Source organism: Achromobacter sp. CSND-B12, assembly GCF_052906545.1.
This window is the reverse complement of the sequence record NZ_JBREGJ010000001.1, coordinates 3,568,103-3,587,566: the sequence shown is the minus strand read 5'-3', so window position 1 is coordinate 3,587,566 and position 19,464 is coordinate 3,568,103. Positions and strand designations below refer to the sequence as shown.

Genomic DNA, 19,464 nt, shown 5'->3' with positions numbered 1-19,464 from the left:
CCGCCCCACCGCAAACCGCAGTCCTTGCAACACCTCGCTCTCGCGCAGCACCCGCAGTCCCTCGCAGCACACGCAAAAAATGCATGCAGACCCGGGCGCAAGCCGCCACGGCAGCACAGGCGCAAGCATTCCTACCCGGGCGCCAACCCCCAAGGAGGAAGACCGATGAACCGCGAGCAACACCCCCCCATCGACGACGCGCAACGCCGGCGCGTGCTCGGCGCGCTGGGCGCCGCCGGCCTCTGTGCGCTGGCGCCGTGGCAGCAGGCGCTGGCGCAGAAGGGCAACTGGCCCGATCGCCCCATCAACTACGTCGTGCCCTTCCCGCCCGGCGGCCTGACCGACGTGGCCGCCCGCCAGGTGGGCAAGGCGCTTGGCGACGCCGAACGCTGGAACGTGGTCGTGGAAAACAAGCCCGGCGGCAGCGCCAACATCGGCGCGGCGCATGTTTCGCACGCCGCGCCGGATGGCTACACGTGGCTGGCCATCACCCTGTCGCATGCCGCCAACGCCACCTTGTTCGCCGGCAAGGCCGGCTACGACCTGACCCGCGACCTGGCGCCGGTGGCCGGCCTGGCGTCCTCGCCCATCATGGTGGTGGTCAATGCCAAGAGTCCCATCAAGAGCATGGCCGACCTGGCCCGCGCGGCCGCCGCCAAGCCGCTGGCGGCCGGCTCCAGCGGCAACGGCACGCCGCCGCACCTGACGCTGGCGCTGTACCAGAAGCTGACCGGCACGCCGCTGATGCACGTGCCCTACAAGGGCGGCGCGCCGTCGCTGACCGACCTCATCGGCGGCCACCTGGACGTGGTGTTCTCGAACTACCCCGAATCGCTGTCGCACGTGAAGAACGGCTCATTGCGGGCGCTGGCCATCACGACCCGGGAACGCAGCCGGGACCTGCCCGACGTGCCCACCGTGGCGCAGGCCGGCCTGCCGGACCTGATCGTGGAGAATTTCACCGGCGTCATGGCGCCCGCCAACACGCCGCCGGAGCTGGTGCAGCGCATCGGCGATGCCATCGTCAAGCAGATTTCGCAGCCCGCCATGCAGCAGGCCCTGCAACAACTGGGCTTCGTGCCGCAGCCGCGCGGGCCGGCGGAATTCGGCAGCTATCTGCGATCCGAGGTCGACCGCTGGGCCAGGATCATCCGCGACGCCAACATCCAGATCGCCTGACGCCGGAGCCGCCATGCACGTGCTTATCTCGGAATTCATGGACGCGCCCGCGGTCGACGCGCTGCGCCAGCGCTTCGACGTGCGCTACGCCCCCGACCTGGTGGAGCAGCGCGACGCCCTGCTGCAGGCGGCCGGCCAGGCCGACGCCCTCATCGTGCGCAACCGCAGCCAGGTGGACGCGGCGCTGCTGGCGGCCGCGCCGCGGCTGCGGGCGGTCGGTCGGCTGGGCGTGGGGCTGGACAACATCGACCTGCCCGGCTGCGCGGCGCGCGGCATCCAGGTGGTGCCGGCCACCGGCGCCAATGCGCGCGCGGTGGCCGAATACGTCATCGGCACGCTGCTGGCGCTGCTGCGCGGCGCCTATGCCGCCAGCGCCGAGGTGGCGGGCGGACAGTGGCCGCGCGCGGCCTTGTCGCAAGGCCTGGAGGCGCATGGCCGCACCCTGGGCGTGGTCGGCTTCGGCGGCATCGGCCAGTTGACCGCGCGGCTCGCGGCCGGGCTGGGCATGCGCGTCGTGGCGTGCGACGCCGCCTTGCCGGCAGATCATCCCGCCTGGGCCGAAACCGGCGCCACGCGGTTGGAACTGGACGACCTGCTGGCCCAGGCCGACGCCGTCACCCTGCACGTGCCGCTGACCTCCGGTACCCGCCACCTGCTGGACGCCGCCCGCATCGCCCGCATGCGGCCGGGCGCGGTGCTGATCAACACGTCGCGCGGCGGCATCGTCGACGAAACCGCGCTGGCGGTGGCGTTGCGTGGCGGCCACCTGGGCGGCGCGGCGCTGGACGTGTTCGAACAGGAACCGCTGCCCGCCGGCGGCCCGCTGGCCGGCGCGCCCAACCTGATCCTGACCCCGCACATCGCCGGCCTGACGCGGGAAGCCAACACCCGCGTTTCCGACATGGTGGCCGCCGGTGTGACAATAGCGCTTACCGGCGGTGCCCGATGAAGCGCGGCGCGCCTCCCTGACAGGAAGGATATGGCTCACATCTATCTGGACGAACTCCAACACCTGGCCGCGGCCAGCCTGGCCGCCGCGGGCGCCAACCCTGCCATGGCCGACAGCACCGCCCGCGCGCTGGTCTTCGCCGAAAGCCAGGGACTCAGTTCCCACGGCCTGTCGCGCGTGCCGTTCTACGCCGGCCACCTGCGCACCGGCCGCGCCCTCGGCGCCGCCGTGCCGCGCATCCTGCACGAGCGCGGCGGCGCGGCGCTGATCGATGCCGGTTCGGGCCTGGCATTTCCCGCCTGCGCGCTGGCGGTCGAGGAAGCCACCCGCCGCGCCCGTGAACATGGCGTGGCCTTTATCGGCGTGGCCAACAGCCACCACTTCGGCGAGGCCGGCTATCACCTGGAAGCCCTGGCCGACGCCGGCCTGGTGGCCCTGGCGCTGAGCAACTCGCCGGCCGCCATGCCGGCCTGGGGCGGCAAGCGCCCCTTGTTCGGCACCAACCCCATCGCCGCCGTGTTCCCGCGCCGCGGCGGCGGCCGCATCGTCATCGACCTGTCCTTGTCGCAGGTGGCGCGCGGCAAGCTCATGATCGCCGCGCGCGACAACCAGCCGATCCCGCTGGGCTGGGCGCTGGATGCCGACGGCCAGCCCACCACCGATCCCAAGGCCGGCCTGGCCGGCAGCATGCTGCCGGCAGGCGGCGTCAAGGGCGCGATGCTGGCGCTGATCATCGAACTGCTGGCCTGCGCCCTGACCGGTTCGCACTTCGGCTTCGAGACCGAATCGTTCTTCGTCGACGAGGGCGGCCCGGCGCGCCTGGGCCAGGCCTTCATGGCGATAGACCCGGGCGCGCTGGCGGGCAACGAGGCCTATCTGGAGCGCGTCGAAACGCTGGTGGAGGCCATGCTGGAAGACGACGGCGTGCGCCTGCCCGGCGACCGCCGCCGCAAACTGCGCGACGAAGCGCTCAAGCACGGCGTGGAGATCCCCGAGGCGCTGATGGCGCAGTTGCGCGCCATGTCGGGCGTGGCCTGAATCCGCCGCGCCTTGCCCGCTCAACCACCGAAACCCACCGCGCCCGCCCCGACGACGGGCGCGCGCCCCGATCACATGAACCACGACGAGCTGGCCGGCCTCTATGCCGGCGGCGCCACCCGCCTGGCGCCCGACACATTGGCCGGCGCCGGGCTGGACGCCCACGCCTGCGCCTGGCTGCTCGACCCCGGTCTGCCGATGCGTCCCGACCCCGCCGCGGCATTGGTCGAGTTCGTGCCGCCGGCCATACACCGCTCGCCGGGCGGCGCGATGCTGGTGTTCGCGCGCGAACCCTGGGCCGATGCGCTATGGCTTGCAATCGCGGCCGATGGCCGGGTGGTGACGGCTGGCGAGGATGCGGCCCCGCTGCTCGTCAACACGCGAGTCGAACACTTCCTGCATTTCCTCGCGGCCCTGCAACGGTTCCAGGCCGAGGCGAGCCGCCACCATGCCGGCCCGCGCGTCTACAGCCAGTCCGAAATGCAGGCCCGGCTCGACGCCCTGCGACGCGGTGAATTCGTGCGACGGCATCAGCCTGCGGCGGGATCCGAGCCGCCGTCGTTCGATCGCCCCGCCGCGCTGCGCCAGCTCGATCGGACCTGGCAGCAGCACGATGCCAAGGCGCTGCGGCGCGGCGGCTGGTGGTGCCGGATCCGCGAACAACTGCGCGACGGTCTGCTGTAGCGCCGGACGCCGGCCCGCCCGCTACGTCCCCGCGTGGCTGAACCACAGCATCAACGGCGCCAGCAGCAGGAACACCACGGTCGACACCAGCACCGCGCCGGCGGCGGTATCGCCCATGTCGGTATAGCGCTTGGCATACATGTAGCTGACCACCGCGCAGGGCATGGCCATCTGCAATGTCAGCGCGCCGGCCAGCACCGGCTCCAGGTCGAGCGCCCAGACGATCGCCAGGCCCGCGGCCAGGCCGGTCGCCAGGCGCATCGCCGCCACCTTGGCGCCATCGCGCAGGCCGTTGGCCGGGATCAGCGCCAGCGCGTGGCCCAGGCTCAGCAGCATCAGCGGCACCGTCACGGCGCCCAGCATGCGGGTGGTCTCGATCAGCCAGGCCGGCACCGGAACGTTCAGCAGCCGCATCGCGACGGCCAGCACCGAAGCCAGCAGGATGGGGCTTTTCCAGCTGCCCCGGGTGTTGACGCCCGGCAGCAGCCGCACCGCGATGGTGTGCATGACAAAGGAATTGACGGCGAAGAACGCCACCGCCACCGACAGCCCGGCATCGCCGAAGGCCAGCTGCGAAATCGGCAGGCCGAGGTTGCCGGCGTTGGGCAGGAAGGCGGTCGGCAGCAGCGTGCGCACCGGCAGCCGGCCCAGCTTGAGCAGCAAGGCGCAGGCCAGCGCGCACAGCAGCAGCGCCAGCAGCGTGGCGGCGGCCACGTCGGCCAGCGCCCGATCGTCCAGGCGGGTGGTGACGAAGGTGTGGAACACCAGCGCGGGGGTGGTCACCGAGGTGACCAGGGTGGTGATGAAGGCGCCGCCGAACGGCAGGTCGCGCTTGCCCCAGAAGATGCCGATGCCCACGCACGACAACAGGGGCAACATCAGCACGATGGCCGACAAATAGAACTGCGCGATGGCCAGCATGCGTTTATTCCGTCAGAGATTCAAAGTGAGATACGTGGCGGCATCGCCGCTTGTCCGGTGGCCATCGGGGGTCGGAGCATGGGTTGTCTTTTTCCAGGCTATCAGCGCCCTATCCGTCATGTCCGCCAAACCCGCTTCCGCCATCCCGCGGGCGCCCGCCCCCGTCCGGCTTTCGCCTCGAGAATCCGCCTCGCTGCACTGGAGCGCCATCGGCAAGACCAGCTGGGAAACCGCCCGCATCCTCGACATCAGCGAAAGCACCGTCAATTTCCATCTGCGCAACGCCTGCCGCAAGCTGCAGGTGCGCGGCCGGCGCGCCGCGGTGGCCACGGCCATCCGGCGCGGACTGCTGAACACGGTCACGGCTTGACCACGACCGACCTCAGGAATTCGCGCGCCCGCTCCTCGGGCAGGCTGGCTTCGGTGCCCGCCGCCACGGCCTCGATCAGCATGGTGTCGGTCACCCACACCCGCGCGCGCAGCCAGCCGGGCTTGCCCATGGCCTTGCCCTGCACGTCGATGTCCTGCCCATAGGGCGGCCACTCGGTGGGCGGCGGCGCCTGCATGTTGACATACAGCGAGCGCATCAGCGCCATGCCCAGCGCCTGCCGCGCCACGGGATCGGCCGCGATCTCCCGCGGCAGCGGCGCCGAGCCGATGGCGAACACCGCCTCGCCCACGGTGGCGCTGGCCAGCGTGAAATCCAGCGTATGGGTATCGAGCCGCAACTGGCGGGTCTCGGTCTGCACGCGGTTCGGGAAAGCCGCCCGCACGCGGCCATCGGCCACGTCGACCTCGCGCCAGTTGTAACGGGGCGAGCAGGCGCTGGCCAGCAGGGCCACCACAAGAATCAGGCCGGCTTTCTTGAACATGAAACGAAACAGCGATGAAATCGTCATTACCGTAAAGACCCCACGGTCTTTTCATTTCGAGGACAGCCCCAAATTGTCGCCGATTTCCATGACCCCAGCGCCCGACGGCACGCTCCTGGCCAATCATGCCTGGCCCGCCGCCCCGAATGTGCCTTCGCCGATCGTCGGCCCGGGCACGCCCAGCATCTATCTGCTGCATGGGCTGAGCGAGCACGCCGGGCGCTATGACCGGCTGGCGCGCTGGCTGGCGGCCCGCGGCTGGACGGTGGGCGCCCATGACCACCGCGGCCATGGCCGCTCGGGAGGACGCCCCGCCACCCTGGCGCACCAGCAAGACCTGGTGACCGATGCCGTGGCCCGCCTGGCCGACTGGACCGCCGCCCAGGGCCGCCCGCCGATCCTGCTGGGCCACAGCCTGGGCGCCCTGGTGGCGGTGCGGATCGCACTGCAACGGCTGGCGCCGATCGACGCCCTGGTGCTCAGTTCGCCGCCCTTCGTGGTCAACGTCCCGCTGTGGGTGCGCCGCACCCTGACCTGGATGTCGCTGCACGCGCCCGACCTGCGGGTGCCCCATGGGCTGGCGCCGGCGCGGATCTCGCACGACCGGGCGGTGGTCAAGGCCTATCGGTCCGACCCGCTGGTGCGGCGCAGCATGACCGGCCGGCTGGCGCGCTTCGTCGATGACGGCGGACGCGATTCGCTGCGCGAAGCCCATCTGCTGCCATGCCGCACCCTGCTGATGGTGGCGGGCGACGACTCCATCGTGGCCGCCGAGGGCAGCCGCCAGTTCGCCCAGCGGGCGCCCGCCGAGCTGCTGACCTTGCGCTGGTACGACAGCGCCTGGCACGAGATTTTCAACGAAACCGCCCCCATCGCCGACCCGGTCTATGCCGACCTGGACGAGTGGCTGGCGCGCACCGCCGCGCAATTGTCCCTGTCCCCGGTATTGACTCCCTCGGCAGAGGAGGCCAGCACCCCGTAAAATCCGGCGACAGACCCCACCGAGAAGATTCCGTGACTGATACCGCCGCCCAACGCCTCTCCCGCCTGGAAGCCAACCGCTCGCTACTGGCCCAGACCCTGCGAGGCATCGAAAAAGAAGGCCTGCGCGTCGACGAGCAGGGCATCCTGGCCCGCACGCCGCACCCGGCCGGGCTCGGCTCCGCGCTGACCAACGAACACGTCACCACCGACTATTCGGAATCGCTGCTCGAACTGATCACCGGCACCCACGCCAATGTCGACGCCCTGCTGGCCGAGCTGACCGCCACGCACCGCCACGTCTACAGCGTGCTGGATCATGAGCTGATCTGGAACCAGTCGATGCCGGCCACCCTGCCCGCCGAGGCCGACATTCCCATCGCCTGGTACGGCACGTCCAATACCGGCATGCTCAAGCACGTCTACCGCCGTGGCCTGGCCGAGCGCTACGGCAAGACCATGCAGTGCATCGCCGGCGTCCACTACAACTTCTCGCTGCCCGAAGCGCTGTGGTCGGTGCTCGACACCCAGCCCGGCACCGACCAGGACCGGCGTTCGCGCGGCTACATCGGCCTGATCCGCAACTTCACGCGCTATTCCTGGCTGCTGATGTACCTGTTCGGCGCCGCGCCGGCGCTGGCGCGTGATTTCCTGCGCGATGGCGAGCACGGCCTGCAGCGCCTGGGCGACCATACCCTGTACCTGCCCTACGCCACCAGCCTGCGCATGAGCGACCTGGGCTACCAGAACAAGGCGCAGTCGCAGCTCAAGCTCTGCTACAACGATCTCGACACCTTCCTCGGCCGCCTGTACGACGCGGTCACCCAGCCCTGGCCCGACTACCAGAAGCTCGGCACGCATCGCAACGGCGAATGGATCCAGCTCAACACCAACGTGCTGCAGATCGAAAACGAGTACTACTCCAGCATCCGCCCCAAGCGCGCCACCGGCCGCTGCGAACGTCCCATCACCGCGCTCGCCGAACGCGGCGTGCAGTACGTGGAAGTGCGCTGCCTGGACATCAACCCCGAATCGCCGGTGGGCATCGACGCCGACACCAGCCGTTTCGTGGATGCCTTCCTGCTGTTCTGCGCTGCCTCCGACAGCCCGTTCTTCCCCGCCAATGGCTACTGTCAGCGCAGCGCCGACAACTTTTCCACCGTGGTCAAGGAAGGCCGCAAGCCCGGCCTGCAGCTGGACCGTGAAGGCAAGGCGGTCGAGCTGGCGCAGTGGGGCCGGGAACTGCTGGACCAGATCGCGCCCTACGCCGCGCTGTACGACGCCGCGCTGGGCGGCAGCGCCTACGCCGACAGCCTGGCCGCGCAACGGGCCAAGCTGGGCCGCCCTGACGACACGCCCTCCGCGCGCCTGCTCGCGGCGCTCACCGACAGCGGCGAATCGTTCCACGACTATTCCCTGCGCCAGAGCCGCGAACATGCCCAGGCCCTGCGCGCCGAGCCCCTGCCGGCGGACCTCGCCGCCGAATACCGCCAGGCCGCGCTCGACTCCAGCGCCGAACAGCGCCGTATCGAGCAATCCGATGACGTCGATTTCGACACCTACGTCGCCCGCTACCACGCCGCGCTGAAAGCGCCTCGCAAATAAGGCGTATCGTTAAGGTTTTGGATCAGGAGGCTTGCCCCATGCGCCGCATTGCAACATTACTGCTGGCCCTGGCCGCCAGCGCGGCCGGGATCTCCTACGCCGCGCCGCCGCCCATGCAGACCGTGGAATCGGTTGACCTCAAGCGCTATGCCGGCATGTGGTACGAGATCGCCAATTTCCCGATGTTCTTCCAGCGCAACTGCGTTGGCGACACCACCGCGGAGTACACGCTGCACCCCGACGGCACCGTCGGCGTCAACAACCGCTGCCGCACCAAGGACGGCGACATCGACTCGGCCTCGGGCACCGCCACGGTGGTCGAAGGCAGCAACAACGCCAAGCTCGAGGTCTCGTTCTTCAAGCCGATCAAGGGCGACTACTGGGTCATCGGGCTGGACCCGGACTACCGCTGGGCCGTGGTCGGCACGCCCGACCGCAAGTACCTGTGGATCCTGTCGCGCTCGCCGCAACTGCCCAAGGAAGACCTGGACCGCGCGCTGGCGGCCGCCACGGCGCAGGGCTACCAGCTCGACGAACTGCGCTACACGCCGCAGAAGTAACGGCGGCCTGGACCGCCCCGGGGCGTGACGCCTCGCGCGCCATGGCCCTGGGGCGGAGGGCGGACGCGGCGCGCGCGCCACGTCCGCCCTCCTCGTCATTCGACCGCCGTCATCGCGCCGGAGCCATTCAATCCGCGTAATCGCGCGCCAATCGCACCACCGTCACGCCCGGCTTGAGCTGGCGCAGCGACGGCATCACCAGCGTGCAGCGGTCATAGGGCGACACGATCGCGCGACCGTCGGCCCAGCCGATCACCGATCCCGCCTTCTCCAGTGTCTCCAGGCCCTGCCAGGGCTGCGCGAAGCTCACGTCCATCGACGGCGCCACCACCGCGTCGGTCACTTCCAGCACGCGCTGCGCCACGGCATCCGGTTGCAGCCAGCCGGCCGGGATGTCAGCCGCGTCCATCACCTCCGACGCAACCAGCATGCGCGCCACCATGTCGCGCGCAACATCGCGCGCCGCCGGGTCGCCGTGAAAGCCGCACTCGATCAGCAGCGCGCAGGCCGTGTCGCGCGCTGGATCGCCGAGCTGCGCGAAGTCGCGCATGCGCACGCCGTCCTTGTGGCCGGCATCCACGATGACATGCTGCGGCGCCTTCAAGCGTCGCGCCAGCGCGATATTGCGCGGCAGCACGCCTGTCAGCAGCAGCGGCGCGCCCGGCTCGTGCATCGAATGCAGGTCCAGCAGCCAGTCGGCGCGCTCGACCCACGGCCGCAACTGGGCGGCGCGCCGGCGGTCGCTGCTGATGGGATTGTCCAGGCGCTCGGCACTCCAGACCCGGTTCATGTCCTCGTCGACGAAACGCGAGGCGTCGTGCCGCGCCAGGTCGAAACGGTCGAAGGCCGGCAGGTTGCAGAACGCCAGCGTCAGGCTGCCGCGGCGCGGCCGCAGGCCCGCCGCCAGCAGATCCTTCAGCGCCCAGGCGCCGCACAGTTCGTTGCCGTGCACCAGCGCGGACAGCATGAGGGCCCGGCCGGGCACGCCCGAGTCGAAATGCCAGACGCCCGGCGTATCGGTATTGCCCAGGCGCTCGGCGGCGAGGTCGGGAACGGGAAGGGTGAAATCCATGAAATAGCCTGCGTTGATGCGGTGTGGGGATCTGGATGCGCCGACGGCCGCGCTGGGCGGCCGCCGGCATGGAAACGGGTCGCGCTTATTGCGCCTCGATCTTGGCCGCCTTGACCAGCTCGCCATACTTGCGCGTCTCGGCCGCCTGCGAGGCCACCGGATCCACGCCCGGCTGCGCCAGCACGCCGCCGGCTTCCAGCATCTTGGCGCGGAACTGTTCCGACTTGAGCGTATCGGCCAGCGCCTCGCGCAGCTTGGCGGCCACCGGCTCGGGCAGGCCGGCCGGGCCGTACAGCGAGAACGTGATGCCGAGGTCGACCGCCTCGAATCCCGGCGTCTCGGCCAGCGCGGGAATCTCCGGCGCCACCGGCGAGCGCTTGGGCTGCGTCACCCCCAGCGCCACGATCTTGTCGGCGCGGACCTGCGGCAGGCCCGAGGACAGCACCAGAATGCCGAAATCCAGCTGGCCGCTCATCAGGTCGGTCACCAGCGGCGAGACGCCGCGATACGGCACGTGCTCGGCGCGCGTCTTGGTCTCCTGGTTGATCATCTCGCCGGCCAGGTGCAGCGTGGTGCCGACGCCCGACGAGCCGTAGTTGAAACTGCCTGGCGCGGTGGCGCGCAGCTTCTGCAGGTATTCGGAAGCGGTCTTCACGCCGGAATTCTTGCTGGCCGCCAGCACCATGGGCTGCGAGGCGATCACGCCGAGCGCGGTGAAGTCCTTGGCGCCGTCGTACTTGACGGCGCTGTTGATCATGCGGGCGACCACCATTTCGTTGGTCGAGCCCAGCAGCAGCGTGTAGCCGTCCGGCGTGGCGCGGGCCACGCGTTGCGCGCCGATGGTGCCGCCGGCCCCGCCCGCATTCTCGACCACCACGCTCTGGCCGATGCGCTTGGCCAGCTCCTCGCCGAACAGGCGCGCGGTCAGGTCGACGCTGCCGCCGGCGGGATAGCCGACGACCAGCGAAATGGGATGATCGGGGTAGCCGGCGGCAATGGCCGGGGCGGCCACGGCCAGCGTGGACGCGGCACAGAGCGCGGCCAGCGCGCCGCGCAGCGGATGCGTGATCGAAATCATGGGTTTCTCCCTGGGGTGCTGTGGTGGACGGCGGCGCCGCCTCGTTTGGAATATCGGGAGACATTCTGCTGCGCGCATCGCGCCCACTTCGTGCCAAATCAGCACATTTACGTGCTGATTTGGTTGCAAGCGGCCGGCTCGCCGGTGCCGGGCACCCTTGGCGGGCGATGCCCCCTAGGCCTTGCGATTCGCCGTGGCTTCCCAGGCGGCCTCGGCCAGGTCCGCCAGGCGCGCGCGGGAGCGGTACAGCCGCACTTCGAATGCGATCTCGTCGCTGCGCCCGCCCAGCGACACCAACGTGCCGCGGCGGCAATCGGCCGCCACCATCGACCACGGCAGCCAGGCCACGCCCAGGCCCTTGAGCGCGGCCCCATGCGCGGCATCGAGCGAATCGATGCGCACGAACGGCGTCAGCGCGTAGGGCGTGGCTTCGAGCCGGTCGCCAAGGATGCGCTCCATCGACAGGCCGCCGGCATAGGTGATAAGCGGCGCCGCCTGGCCGCCTTCACTCAACGCGTAGCGGGCGCGGCCGCGGCCGTCGGCCTGGCTGACCGGCACCAGCTTGTCGGTGCCCAGCGTCATGTAGCGATAGCGCACCGGATTCAGTTGCATCGACAGCGCCGGATGTTCGTAGCAGCACAGCAGGTCGACCTTGCCCTGCTCCAGCCGCATCGCCATGTCTTCCATCTTGCCGGTGGAGATTTCCAGCTGCGTGCCTTCGACCAGGACCTTTGGCGCGCGGTGGCGCAGCCGCGCGATCCAGTCGCCCACCACGGTGCGCGACAGGCTGCGGCCGGTGGCGATGCGCAGCACCGCCTCGCCGCCCGCGCCCGAACTGCGGATGCGATGGCGCACCAGGCCCATCTGCTCGACCACCTGGGTGGCGGTCTTGAGCAGCGCCTCGCCCTCGGCGGTCAACGTCACGGGCACGCGCTGGCGCTCCACCAGCGGCGCGCCGGCCCAGGCCTCGAGCGCGCGGATGCGGCGCCCGAAGGCGGGATGCGTGACGTGCCGCGCCTCGGCGGCGCGCACGAAACTGCCGCTCTGCGCCAGCGCGATCAGGTCTTCGAGCAGTTTCAGGTCGGCCATCGCGCGCCCGTCTCCGTCAACCCGCTCAGGCTTGCGCCAGGCCCATCATCGCCAGGGTGGCGCGGGTCAACTCGCTGGCCGGGTTTTCCAGCTCGTTCACCAGGTCGAAGTGGTTGCAATGGACCGTGGGGATGCGCGTGGCCTGCAGGCCCGCGCCGGTCCAGGCGCGCTCGAAGGCTTCGGTCTGGTTCTTGAAACCCTGCGTTTCCAGGCCGCCGACGGCCAGCAACATGGGGCCGGCGCGCTCGGGCAGGTTGAAGATCGGGCTGTGGCGCGCCGCCTGCTCCGGCGTCAGTTGCAGCCAGGTATTGGGCAGGACGTCGCACAGCGGCCGCAGGTCGAACAGGCCGCTCAGCGCCAGCGTGCCCTTGATCACGTCGTCCGGCACGCCGTAGCGCGCCGGCCAGGCGGGCGCGGCCAGCATCGCCGCCAGATGCCCCCCGGCCGAACTGCCTCCGACGTAGATACGCTCGGGATCGACACCGTACGTCGCCGCGTTGTGGTACAGCCAGGCCAGCGCCGAGCGCATCTCGCGCACGATTTCCGGCAGCGTCGCTTCGGGCGCCAGGGTGTATTCCGGCACCGCCACCGCCGCGCCGGCCGCGTTGAAGGCCTCGGCCATCACCGGCGCGTCTTCCTTGCGCTGCGCGCGCCAGTAGCCGCCGTGGATGAACACGAACAGCGGCGCCGGGCCGTGGTTCGCCGCCGGCAGGAACAGGTCCAGCCGCTCGTCCTGACCCATGCCGTAACGCAGGTTCAGCAGACCGGGGCGGCGCGACTTCACCGCCGCGGCCGATTCGGCATAGCGGCGCACGCAGGCGTCGAAGTCGGCCACCGATTCACGGGCGTTGTATTGCACCTCGCGCTCGGCGATGGTGGGGAAAAAGAGATCGATGTCCGCGTCACGCATGAATGGCCTGCCTGTCTTCCTGGGAAATGATGTGTTCGATGAATTGCGCCGTCTTGCGGTAATGCGCCGCCAGCATCGCCACCGACCGCTCGACGTCGCGCGACAGCGCCGCCTCCAGCAGCTGGCGGTGTTCGTCGTCGACATTGCGTTCGGGGCCGTAAGCGGTGGCGCCGGCGCGCGCCGGGCGCCGGTAGCGCTCGGTCTGCGCGTACAGTTGCGTGGACAGGTCCAGCAGCCAGTGCGAGCGGCAGGCGCCGATCAGCGCATGGTGGAAGTCCAGATGGCGCGCCTCGAGCGATTCCTCCAGTTCCTGGCTGGGCGGCACGGCCTCGCCGGCGCGCTGCGCGGCCAGCGTCAGCGCGTGGTAGGCGCCGACCAGGCGCGCCTCCCAGGCGTCGTCGGCATTGGCCAGCGAGCGCCGCAGCGCGTCGCAGTCGATCAGGATGCGGGTTTCGCAGGCGTCCCACATTTCCTCGACCGACAGCGGCGCGATGCGAAAGCCGCGCGAGGTGGTGGTGATCACCATGCGTTCGCTGCGCAGCCGGTTCAGGGCCTCGCGAATCGGGGAAAAGCTGCTGCCGTAGCGTTGCTTGAGCAATTCCAGGCGCAGCGACTGGCCCGGCGCGAACGCGCCGCTCATGATGTCGCGCCGGAGCAGGCGGTAGACCTGCTCGGACAGCGTGATTTCCTCTACCTCGGCGCTCCCGTCGGCGCCGGGCTCGTCCTGGCGGGACGCTTTGATTCTTGGCTTCAACGTGCTCTCCAGATGTCAGCTGGCGTTCGGCGGCGCGGCCGGTGGGCGCTCAGGCGGCCCATTCTACCCGCGGCGCGGCCGCCCTCACCCCCGTGCCTCGCGCGGCGAGTCGGGCAGCGGTTCGAAGTCGCCATCCAGGTCGGCGGCGCCCGCTTCGGCCAGGTCGTCGTAGCGCGCCGCCTGCAGCGGGCGCCGGTTCACCCGCAGGTCGAACACGTCGAAACGGTTGTAGTGACCCACGATGTCGTGCATCTGGCGCGGCTGGATGCAGCGCGACAGGTCGATATCGGCGTAGACAATGCCTTCGTCGTCGATCAGCGGCTCGCCGATCACGCGCCCGTCCGGCCCCAATATTCCCGAAAAGGCGCTGTTGCGACGCGCCAGCATCTCGCGCGCCTCCGGATGGCTGGCGCTGATGGCGTCCTGGATCTCGGTGGAAATGGTCGAGCACGACACCACCGTGAACACCTTGCCCTCGAACGAATGCGCCGCCGCCCGCAGCCGGATGGCCTCGGCCATGTCGTAATCGGGCGGCGCCACCGGCAGCGAGATATAGCTGGCGACGTGCACCATCTCGCCCTGCGCCAGCAGCGAGAAGCGCGCCAGCGTGTTGGTGTTCTCGCCGCAGGCCAGGCCGCCGAGCTTGCCGACGGACGTGTCATACACGCGCAGCGATTCGCCATCGCCATGGGCCCAGGTCAGCTTTTCGGCCCAGGTCGGCACCAGCTTGCGATGGCGGCCCAGGATGCGGCCTTCGTCGTTGATGAAGACCATGGTGTTGTAGATCGTGCCGACGCCGTGGCGGCTGCGCTCGTTCACGCCCACCACCACATTGACGCGGTGCTGGCGCGCGGCCTGCGCAATACGGCGGATCTCGGGGCCGGGCAGTTCGATCGCGCTCTTGCACAGCTTTTCGAACCACGGGCTGCCCTGCACCGGGTTCATCACCCAGCTCCAGTAGGGATAGGCCGAGACGAACACTTCGGGAAAGGCCACCAGGCTGGCGCCGTTGCCGGCGGCCTCGGCGATCAGCGCGCAGGTCTTGTCGACGGTGGCGTCGGTGTCCAGGAACACCGGGGCGGCCTGGACGGCGGCGGCCTTGAAAACGGGCAGGTTCAACATGCGTGTGCTCCTATTGCGGTCAGATGCCGAGATAACGTTGCGCCAGTTCGGGCTGCGCGGACAGTTCCGCGGGCGCGCCCGACCAGGCCACGCGGCCCTTGTCGACGATGTAGTGACGGTCCACCAGCGTCGCCATCTCGGGCAGGTTCTTGTCGATCACCAGGATGGTCTGGCCTTCGGCCTTCAGCGCCCGCAGGCAACGCCAGATTTCCTGGCGGATCAGCGGCGCCAGCCCTTCGGTGGCTTCGTCCAGGATCAGCAGCTTGGGATTGGTCATGAGCGCGCGGCCGACCACCAGCATCTGCTGCTCGCCGCCCGACAGCGTGCGCGACGATTGCGCGCGGCGCTCCTTCAGGCGCGGGAACAGCGCGTAGACGCGCGCCAGGTCCCAGCCACCTGGCGCGGCGCGCGAGGTCGCCACCAGGTTTTCTTCCACCGTCAGCGAGCCGAACACGCGCCGCCCTTCCGGCACCAGCCCCACGCCCAGCCGCGCCACCGCGCTGGGCGCGGGCCGCGCCAGCGTCTGGCCGCGGAACTGGACCTGCCCGCCGGTGGCCGGCAGCATGCCCATCAGCGTCTTGATGGTGGTGGTCTTGCCCATGCCGTTGCGGCCGATCAACGAGATCACCTCGCCCTCGGCGGCCTCGAAGGCCATGCCGAACAGCACCTTGCTCGACCCGTAGCCGCCGGTCAGGCCCTCAACCTTCAACATGTTCTTCTCCCAGGTAGGCGGCGCGCACTTCCGGATGGCGCCGCACCTCGTCGGGCGCGCCGCTGAACACCACCTTGCCGTAGACCAGCACGCTGATGCGGTCGGCCAGCGCGAACACGGCGTCCATGTCGTGCTCCACCAGCAGGATGCCGTAGTCGCCCTTCATGCCCAGCAGCAGGCGCGTCATGCGCGCGGATTCTTCCGGCCCCATGCCGGCCATGGGCTCGTCCAGCAGCAACAGGCGCGGCGAACGCGCCAGCGCCACCGCCAGTTCGAGCTGGCGCTTCTCGCCGTGCGCCAGGTCGGCGGTGCGCACGTGGCGCCGCTCCGCCAGGCCGACGTGGGTCAGCCATTGCATCGCCTGCGCCTTCAGGCCGGCATCGCGGCGCGGATCGGACCATGCGCCAAAGGCGCGGCCGCCCTTGAGCATGCTGGACAGGATGACGTTTTCCAGCGCGGTGTATTCCTGGCACAGCTCGGTGATCTGGAACGAGCGGCCCAGTCCCAGGCGGGCCCGCTCGAAGGCGCGCAGCGCCGTCACGTCGCGTCCGTCCAGCTCGATGGTGCCCGAGTCCGGCCGGATCTCGCCGCAGATCTGCGCGATCAGCGTCGACTTGCCGGCGCCGTTCGGGCCGATGATGGCGTGGATTTCGCCGGCGCGCACGTCCAGGTCCACGCCGTTGGTGGCGACGACCGCGTCGAAGGCCTTGCGCAGCCCGGATAGCCGCAACAGTGTCTGCATGTTCGATGCCTCATCGGGATGCCACGGAGCCGGCTCCGCCGGGCCGTCGGCATGCCCCCTTGAGGGGGGAGCGCGCAGCGCTTCGGGGGTGGGTTCAATCCGCATGGCGCGTCTCCAGCAAGCGACCGAACAGCCCTTTCTGCCCCCACAGCACGACCAGCACCAGCACCGGCCCCATGTACAGCAGCCAATGCTCGGTCAGCGACGACAGCATCTGCTCCAGTCCCAGGAACACCGCCGCGCCCGCGATCGGACCCAGCAGCGTGCCCACGCCGCCGAGGATGACGATGGCCATCAGCTCGCCCGACTTGGTCCAGGCCGCCATGTCCGGCGTCACCAGCCCGGCATAGTTGGCCCACAGCACGCCCGCCAGCCCCGTGCCCACCGCCGACAGCACGAAGGCGCTCAGGCGATACGGCGTGGGCGCCACGCCCAGGTTGATGGCGCGCCGCTCGCTCTGGCGCAGCGCCTGCAGCACCATGCCGAAGCGCGAGTTGGTGACGCGGATGCACAGCAGCGTCCACACCGTCAGCAGCGCCAGGCAGACGTAGTAGAACGTCAGCGGATTCTCCAGGTTCAGGCCCGGCAGCACATTGCGCTGCGAGATCATCAGCCCGTCGTCGCCGCCATAGAACTGCAGCGACACCAGGATGAAATACACCATCTGCCCGAACGCCAGCGTGATCATGATGAACTGCACGCCGCGCGTGCGCAGCGCCAGGTAGCCGAACAGCCAGCCCGCCAGCGCGCACACCGCCAGCGCGATCGGCCACACCACCAGCGCGGCGTTGCTGCCGGCCCAGCCGAACAGCGGTCCGGCTTCGGTGGTGTGGAAGGCGATGATGCCCACCGCATAGCCGCCCAGCCCGAAGAACATCGCGTGGCCGAAGCTGACCATGGCGCCGTAGCCGATCACCAGGTCCAGGCTGACCGCGGCCAGGCCGTAGATCAGGAAGCGCGTCACCACGCCGATCAGGAACGGCGTGTCGGTGGCCGCCGCCGCGCCCGGCAACGCCAGCAGCAGGATCAGCCCGGCCAGCCCCCAGCGCGCGCGATTCGAAAGTGTCTTTGCCATCATCATCCTCGCGCCGGGAACAGCCCGCCCGGCTTGGCGATCAGCACGATCGCCATCAACACATAGATACTGGCCGACGCCAGGCCCGCGGCCAGCGGATCCGCCGTGGCCGGCGAGAACACCGCGCCCAGCAGCTGCGGCAGGAAGGCCCGCCCCATGCTGTCGACCATGCCGACCAGCAGCGCCCCCGCCAGCGCGCCGCGCACCGAGCCCACGCCACCGATCACGATGACCACGAAGGTAGTGATGAGGATGCGCTCGCCCATGCCGATCTCCACCGCCAGCAGCGGCGCCGCCATCACGCCCGCCAGCCCGCACAGCAGCGCGCCCAAACCAAACACCAGGGTGTAGAGCTTCTTGATGTCGATCCCCAGCGCGTCGACCATTTCGCGGTCATCGGCGCCGGCGCGGATCAGCATGCCGATGCGGGTGCGGTTCACCAGCCACCACAGCCCCACCGCCACCAGCGCGCCGACGGCGATGAACGACAGCCGGATCAGTGGATACTGGAACCCCGGCGCCAGCGTCACCGCGCCTTCCAGGAAGGACGGAATGCCCACCAGCGGCGGGCGCCGGCCGAAGATCAGGCTGACGGCCTCGTTCGAGAACAGCAGCAGGCCGAAGGTGGCCAGCACCTGGTAGAGGTGGTCGCGCTTGTACAGCTTGCGGATCACCACCACCTCGACCGACAGCCCGTACAGCCCCGCCCCCAGCAGCGCCGCCAGCACGCCCGCCAGGAACGAGCCGGTGCTGCCGATGGCGTAGGCCGCGCAGTACGCGCCCACCATGTAGAACGAGCCGTGGGTCAGGTTCACCACGCCCATGATCCCGAAGATCAGGGTCAGTCCGGCGGCCAGCAGGAACAGCATCGCGCCGAACTGCAGCCCGTTGAGCAACTGTTCGAAGAGCAAGGTCATGACGGCATCTTGCAGAATTGGGCGTAGGCGTCCTTGTCATCGGACACCAGCTTGCGCACCAGGTGCGGCGACAGGCCGCCGTCGGCGTCCTTGTCGATGCGCATCAGGTACAGGTCCTGCACCGGATGCTGGTTGGTGTTCATGCTGAACTTGCCGCGCAGCGAGGCAAACTCCGGCTTGCGCAGCGCGGCGCGGAACTCGGCCTGGCGCGACAGGTCGCCGCCGGTGGCCTTCAGGCCCGCGCCGATCAGCTGCGCCGTGTCGTAGGCCTGCATGGCATAGTCGGTGGGCACGCGGCCGTAGGCCTCCTTGAAGGCCTGCACGAAGGCCTTGGACTGCGGGTTGTCGAAATCCTGCGACCAGATGCCGGTGGTGTACGCGCCCAGCGCCGCGTCGCCGGTGGCCTTGATCATGCGCGCGTCCATCGAGAAGCTCGGCATCAGCATCGGTACGGTCTTGTTCAGGCCCGCCGCGGCGTACTGCTTGACGAAGTTGATGCCCGTGCCGCCCGGATGGAACTGGTAGACGGCGTCGGGCGCCAGCGACCGCACCCGCGCCAGTTCGACCGAGAAGTCCGACTGGTCCAGCTTGGTGTAGATCTCGGCGACCACTTCGCCCTTGTAGGTGCGCTTGAAGCCCTCGATGGCGTCGCGCCCGGCCTGGTAGTTGGGTGCCAGCAGCGCCACGCGCTTGTAGCCCAGTTCATTGGCGGCCACGCCGCCCGCCGTATGGAAGGCGTCGTTCTGGTACGAGGCGACGAAATAATTCTGGTCGCACTTCTCGCCGGCGAAGCTCGACGGGCCCGGGTTCAGGCTGACGTAGAACGCGCCCGACTTGACCACGCCCGGCGCCACCGCCGCCAGCACATTCGAAAAGTTCACGCCGGTGAACAGCTTGATGCCCGACTGCAGCATCCGGTCGGCCGCCTGCTTGGCGTTGGCCGGTTTCAGGCCATCGTCCTCGATCACCAGTTGCACCGGCACCCCGCCCAGCTTGCCGCCGCCCAGCTTGATCGCCAGGTTGAACGCGTCGCGCTCATCCTCGCCGATGTAGCCGGCCGGCGTCGACAGCGTGGCGATGAAGCCGATCTTGACCGGCTCGGCCGCATGCGCCACGCCACCCAGCGTCCAGGCCAGGCCCGCCGCCAACATTGTTTGCTTGATCATTGTTTTCCCCTTGGAGACCGCCGCGCGCGCCGCCCCGC

21 protein-coding genes are annotated in these 19,464 nt (G+C 69.7%); 8 read left to right on the top strand and 13 right to left on the bottom strand.

From position 1 onward, the window contains the following. The first annotated feature begins 165 nt into the window (after positions 1-165). The 4 genes from ACUTAG_RS16875 to ACUTAG_RS16860 all read left to right on the top strand — a co-directional run bounded on the left by ACUTAG_RS16875 (position 166) and on the right by ACUTAG_RS16860 (position 3,850). The gene (locus tag ACUTAG_RS16875) at positions 166-1,179 is read left to right on the top strand and encodes a Bug family tripartite tricarboxylate transporter substrate binding protein (protein ID WP_148317673.1); all 1,014 of its coding nucleotides are present in this window, start codon (positions 166-168) and stop codon (positions 1,177-1,179) included. A 13-nt stretch (positions 1,180-1,192) separates the two neighbouring features. Continuing rightward, positions 1,193-2,128, top strand: coding sequence for a hydroxyacid dehydrogenase (locus ACUTAG_RS16870; protein ID WP_148317675.1), 936 nt, complete (start codon positions 1,193-1,195; stop codon positions 2,126-2,128). Positions 2,129-2,158: 30 nt separating this feature from the next. Then, positions 2,159-3,166: an Ldh family oxidoreductase gene (locus tag ACUTAG_RS16865; RefSeq protein ID WP_006386835.1), complete on the top strand. Its 1,008-nt coding sequence runs from the start codon at positions 2,159-2,161 to the stop codon at positions 3,164-3,166. Between the two features lie 75 nt (positions 3,167-3,241). Next, positions 3,242-3,850: an SUKH-4 family immunity protein gene (locus ACUTAG_RS16860; RefSeq protein ID WP_148317677.1), complete on the top strand. Its 609-nt coding sequence runs from the start codon at positions 3,242-3,244 to the stop codon at positions 3,848-3,850. A 21-nt stretch (positions 3,851-3,871) separates the two neighbouring features. Here ACUTAG_RS16860 and ACUTAG_RS16855 read toward each other — a convergent pair whose 3' ends face one another. Then, positions 3,872-4,771 (bottom strand): AEC family transporter, encoded by a 900-nt coding sequence (locus ACUTAG_RS16855; RefSeq protein ID WP_006386833.1) that lies wholly within the window; start codon positions 4,769-4,771, stop codon positions 3,872-3,874. A 118-nt stretch (positions 4,772-4,889) separates the two neighbouring features. On the opposite strand from ACUTAG_RS16855, the gene ACUTAG_RS16850 reads away from it, so the two are divergent. Continuing rightward, on the top strand, positions 4,890-5,141 hold the full coding sequence (locus tag ACUTAG_RS16850; protein ID WP_006386832.1) for a helix-turn-helix domain-containing protein: 252 nt from the start codon (positions 4,890-4,892) through the stop codon (positions 5,139-5,141). On the opposite strand, the gene ACUTAG_RS16845 is transcribed toward ACUTAG_RS16850, so the two are convergent. Then, complete coding sequence (locus ACUTAG_RS16845; protein ID WP_006386831.1) at positions 5,131-5,670, bottom strand: hypothetical protein; 540 nt, start codon at positions 5,668-5,670, stop codon at positions 5,131-5,133. The genes ACUTAG_RS16850 and ACUTAG_RS16845 overlap by 11 nt on opposite strands. A gap of 61 nt (positions 5,671-5,731) precedes the next feature. Here ACUTAG_RS16845 and ACUTAG_RS16840 point away from each other — a divergent pair, with 61 nt between their 5' ends. From ACUTAG_RS16840 to ACUTAG_RS16830, 3 genes are read left to right on the top strand one after another with little or no spacing between them, the layout of a single operon-like run. Next, a complete protein-coding gene (locus ACUTAG_RS16840; protein WP_045952884.1) occupies positions 5,732-6,625 on the top strand; it encodes an alpha/beta hydrolase in 894 nt (297 codons plus the stop codon). A gap of 32 nt (positions 6,626-6,657) precedes the next feature. Then, positions 6,658-8,229, top strand: coding sequence for a glutamate--cysteine ligase (gene gshA, locus ACUTAG_RS16835; protein WP_054439335.1), 1,572 nt, complete (start codon positions 6,658-6,660; stop codon positions 8,227-8,229). 38 nt (positions 8,230-8,267) lie between these two features. After that, positions 8,268-8,789 carry a lipocalin family protein gene (locus ACUTAG_RS16830; protein ID WP_049054230.1) on the top strand — a complete coding sequence of 174 codons (522 nt, stop codon included), beginning with the start codon at positions 8,268-8,270 and terminating at the stop codon, positions 8,787-8,789. A gap of 127 nt (positions 8,790-8,916) precedes the next feature. Here ACUTAG_RS16830 and ACUTAG_RS16825 read toward each other — a convergent pair whose 3' ends face one another. The 11 genes from ACUTAG_RS16825 to ACUTAG_RS16775 form a co-directional block, all read right to left on the bottom strand. Beyond that, the gene (locus ACUTAG_RS16825) at positions 8,917-9,861 is read right to left on the bottom strand and encodes a succinylglutamate desuccinylase/aspartoacylase domain-containing protein (RefSeq protein WP_148317679.1); all 945 of its coding nucleotides are present in this window, start codon (positions 9,859-9,861) and stop codon (positions 8,917-8,919) included. A gap of 85 nt (positions 9,862-9,946) precedes the next feature. Further along, a complete protein-coding gene (locus tag ACUTAG_RS16820; protein ID WP_006386826.1) occupies positions 9,947-10,939 on the bottom strand; it encodes a Bug family tripartite tricarboxylate transporter substrate binding protein in 993 nt (330 codons plus the stop codon). Between the two features lie 174 nt (positions 10,940-11,113). Next, a complete protein-coding gene (locus tag ACUTAG_RS16815) occupies positions 11,114-12,028 on the bottom strand; it encodes a LysR family transcriptional regulator (protein WP_006386825.1) in 915 nt (304 codons plus the stop codon). A gap of 25 nt (positions 12,029-12,053) precedes the next feature. Then, a complete protein-coding gene (locus tag ACUTAG_RS16810; RefSeq protein ID WP_148317681.1) occupies positions 12,054-12,938 on the bottom strand; it encodes an alpha/beta hydrolase in 885 nt (294 codons plus the stop codon). Beyond that, on the bottom strand, positions 12,931-13,692 hold the full coding sequence (locus ACUTAG_RS16805; RefSeq protein WP_020925406.1) for a GntR family transcriptional regulator: 762 nt from the start codon (positions 13,690-13,692) through the stop codon (positions 12,931-12,933). The genes ACUTAG_RS16810 and ACUTAG_RS16805 overlap by 8 nt, the downstream gene beginning before the upstream one ends. 84 nt (positions 13,693-13,776) lie before the next feature. Continuing rightward, positions 13,777-14,814 (bottom strand): carbon-nitrogen hydrolase family protein, encoded by a 1,038-nt coding sequence (locus ACUTAG_RS16800; RefSeq protein WP_020925407.1) that lies wholly within the window; start codon positions 14,812-14,814, stop codon positions 13,777-13,779. 19 nt (positions 14,815-14,833) lie between these two features. Continuing rightward, positions 14,834-15,526 carry an ABC transporter ATP-binding protein gene (locus ACUTAG_RS16795; protein ID WP_006386818.1) on the bottom strand — a complete coding sequence of 231 codons (693 nt, stop codon included), beginning with the start codon at positions 15,524-15,526 and terminating at the stop codon, positions 14,834-14,836. Further along, entirely contained in the window at positions 15,513-16,268 is a 756-nt protein-coding gene (locus ACUTAG_RS16790; protein ID WP_006386817.1) for an ABC transporter ATP-binding protein, read from the bottom strand. Before ACUTAG_RS16790 ends, ACUTAG_RS16795 begins: the two co-directional genes overlap by 14 nt. A 94-nt stretch (positions 16,269-16,362) precedes the next feature. Continuing rightward, positions 16,363-17,349, bottom strand: a complete 987-nt coding sequence (locus ACUTAG_RS16785; RefSeq protein ID WP_024067573.1) for a branched-chain amino acid ABC transporter permease — start codon at positions 17,347-17,349, stop codon at positions 16,363-16,365. Next, entirely contained in the window at positions 17,346-18,260 is a 915-nt protein-coding gene (locus ACUTAG_RS16780) for a branched-chain amino acid ABC transporter permease (protein WP_006386815.1), read from the bottom strand. The genes ACUTAG_RS16785 and ACUTAG_RS16780 overlap by 4 nt, the downstream gene beginning before the upstream one ends. After that, positions 18,257-19,426 carry an ABC transporter substrate-binding protein gene (locus tag ACUTAG_RS16775; protein ID WP_148317683.1) on the bottom strand — a complete coding sequence of 390 codons (1,170 nt, stop codon included), beginning with the start codon at positions 19,424-19,426 and terminating at the stop codon, positions 18,257-18,259. Before ACUTAG_RS16775 ends, ACUTAG_RS16780 begins: the two co-directional genes overlap by 4 nt. Between the last annotated feature and the right edge of the window lie 38 nt (positions 19,427-19,464).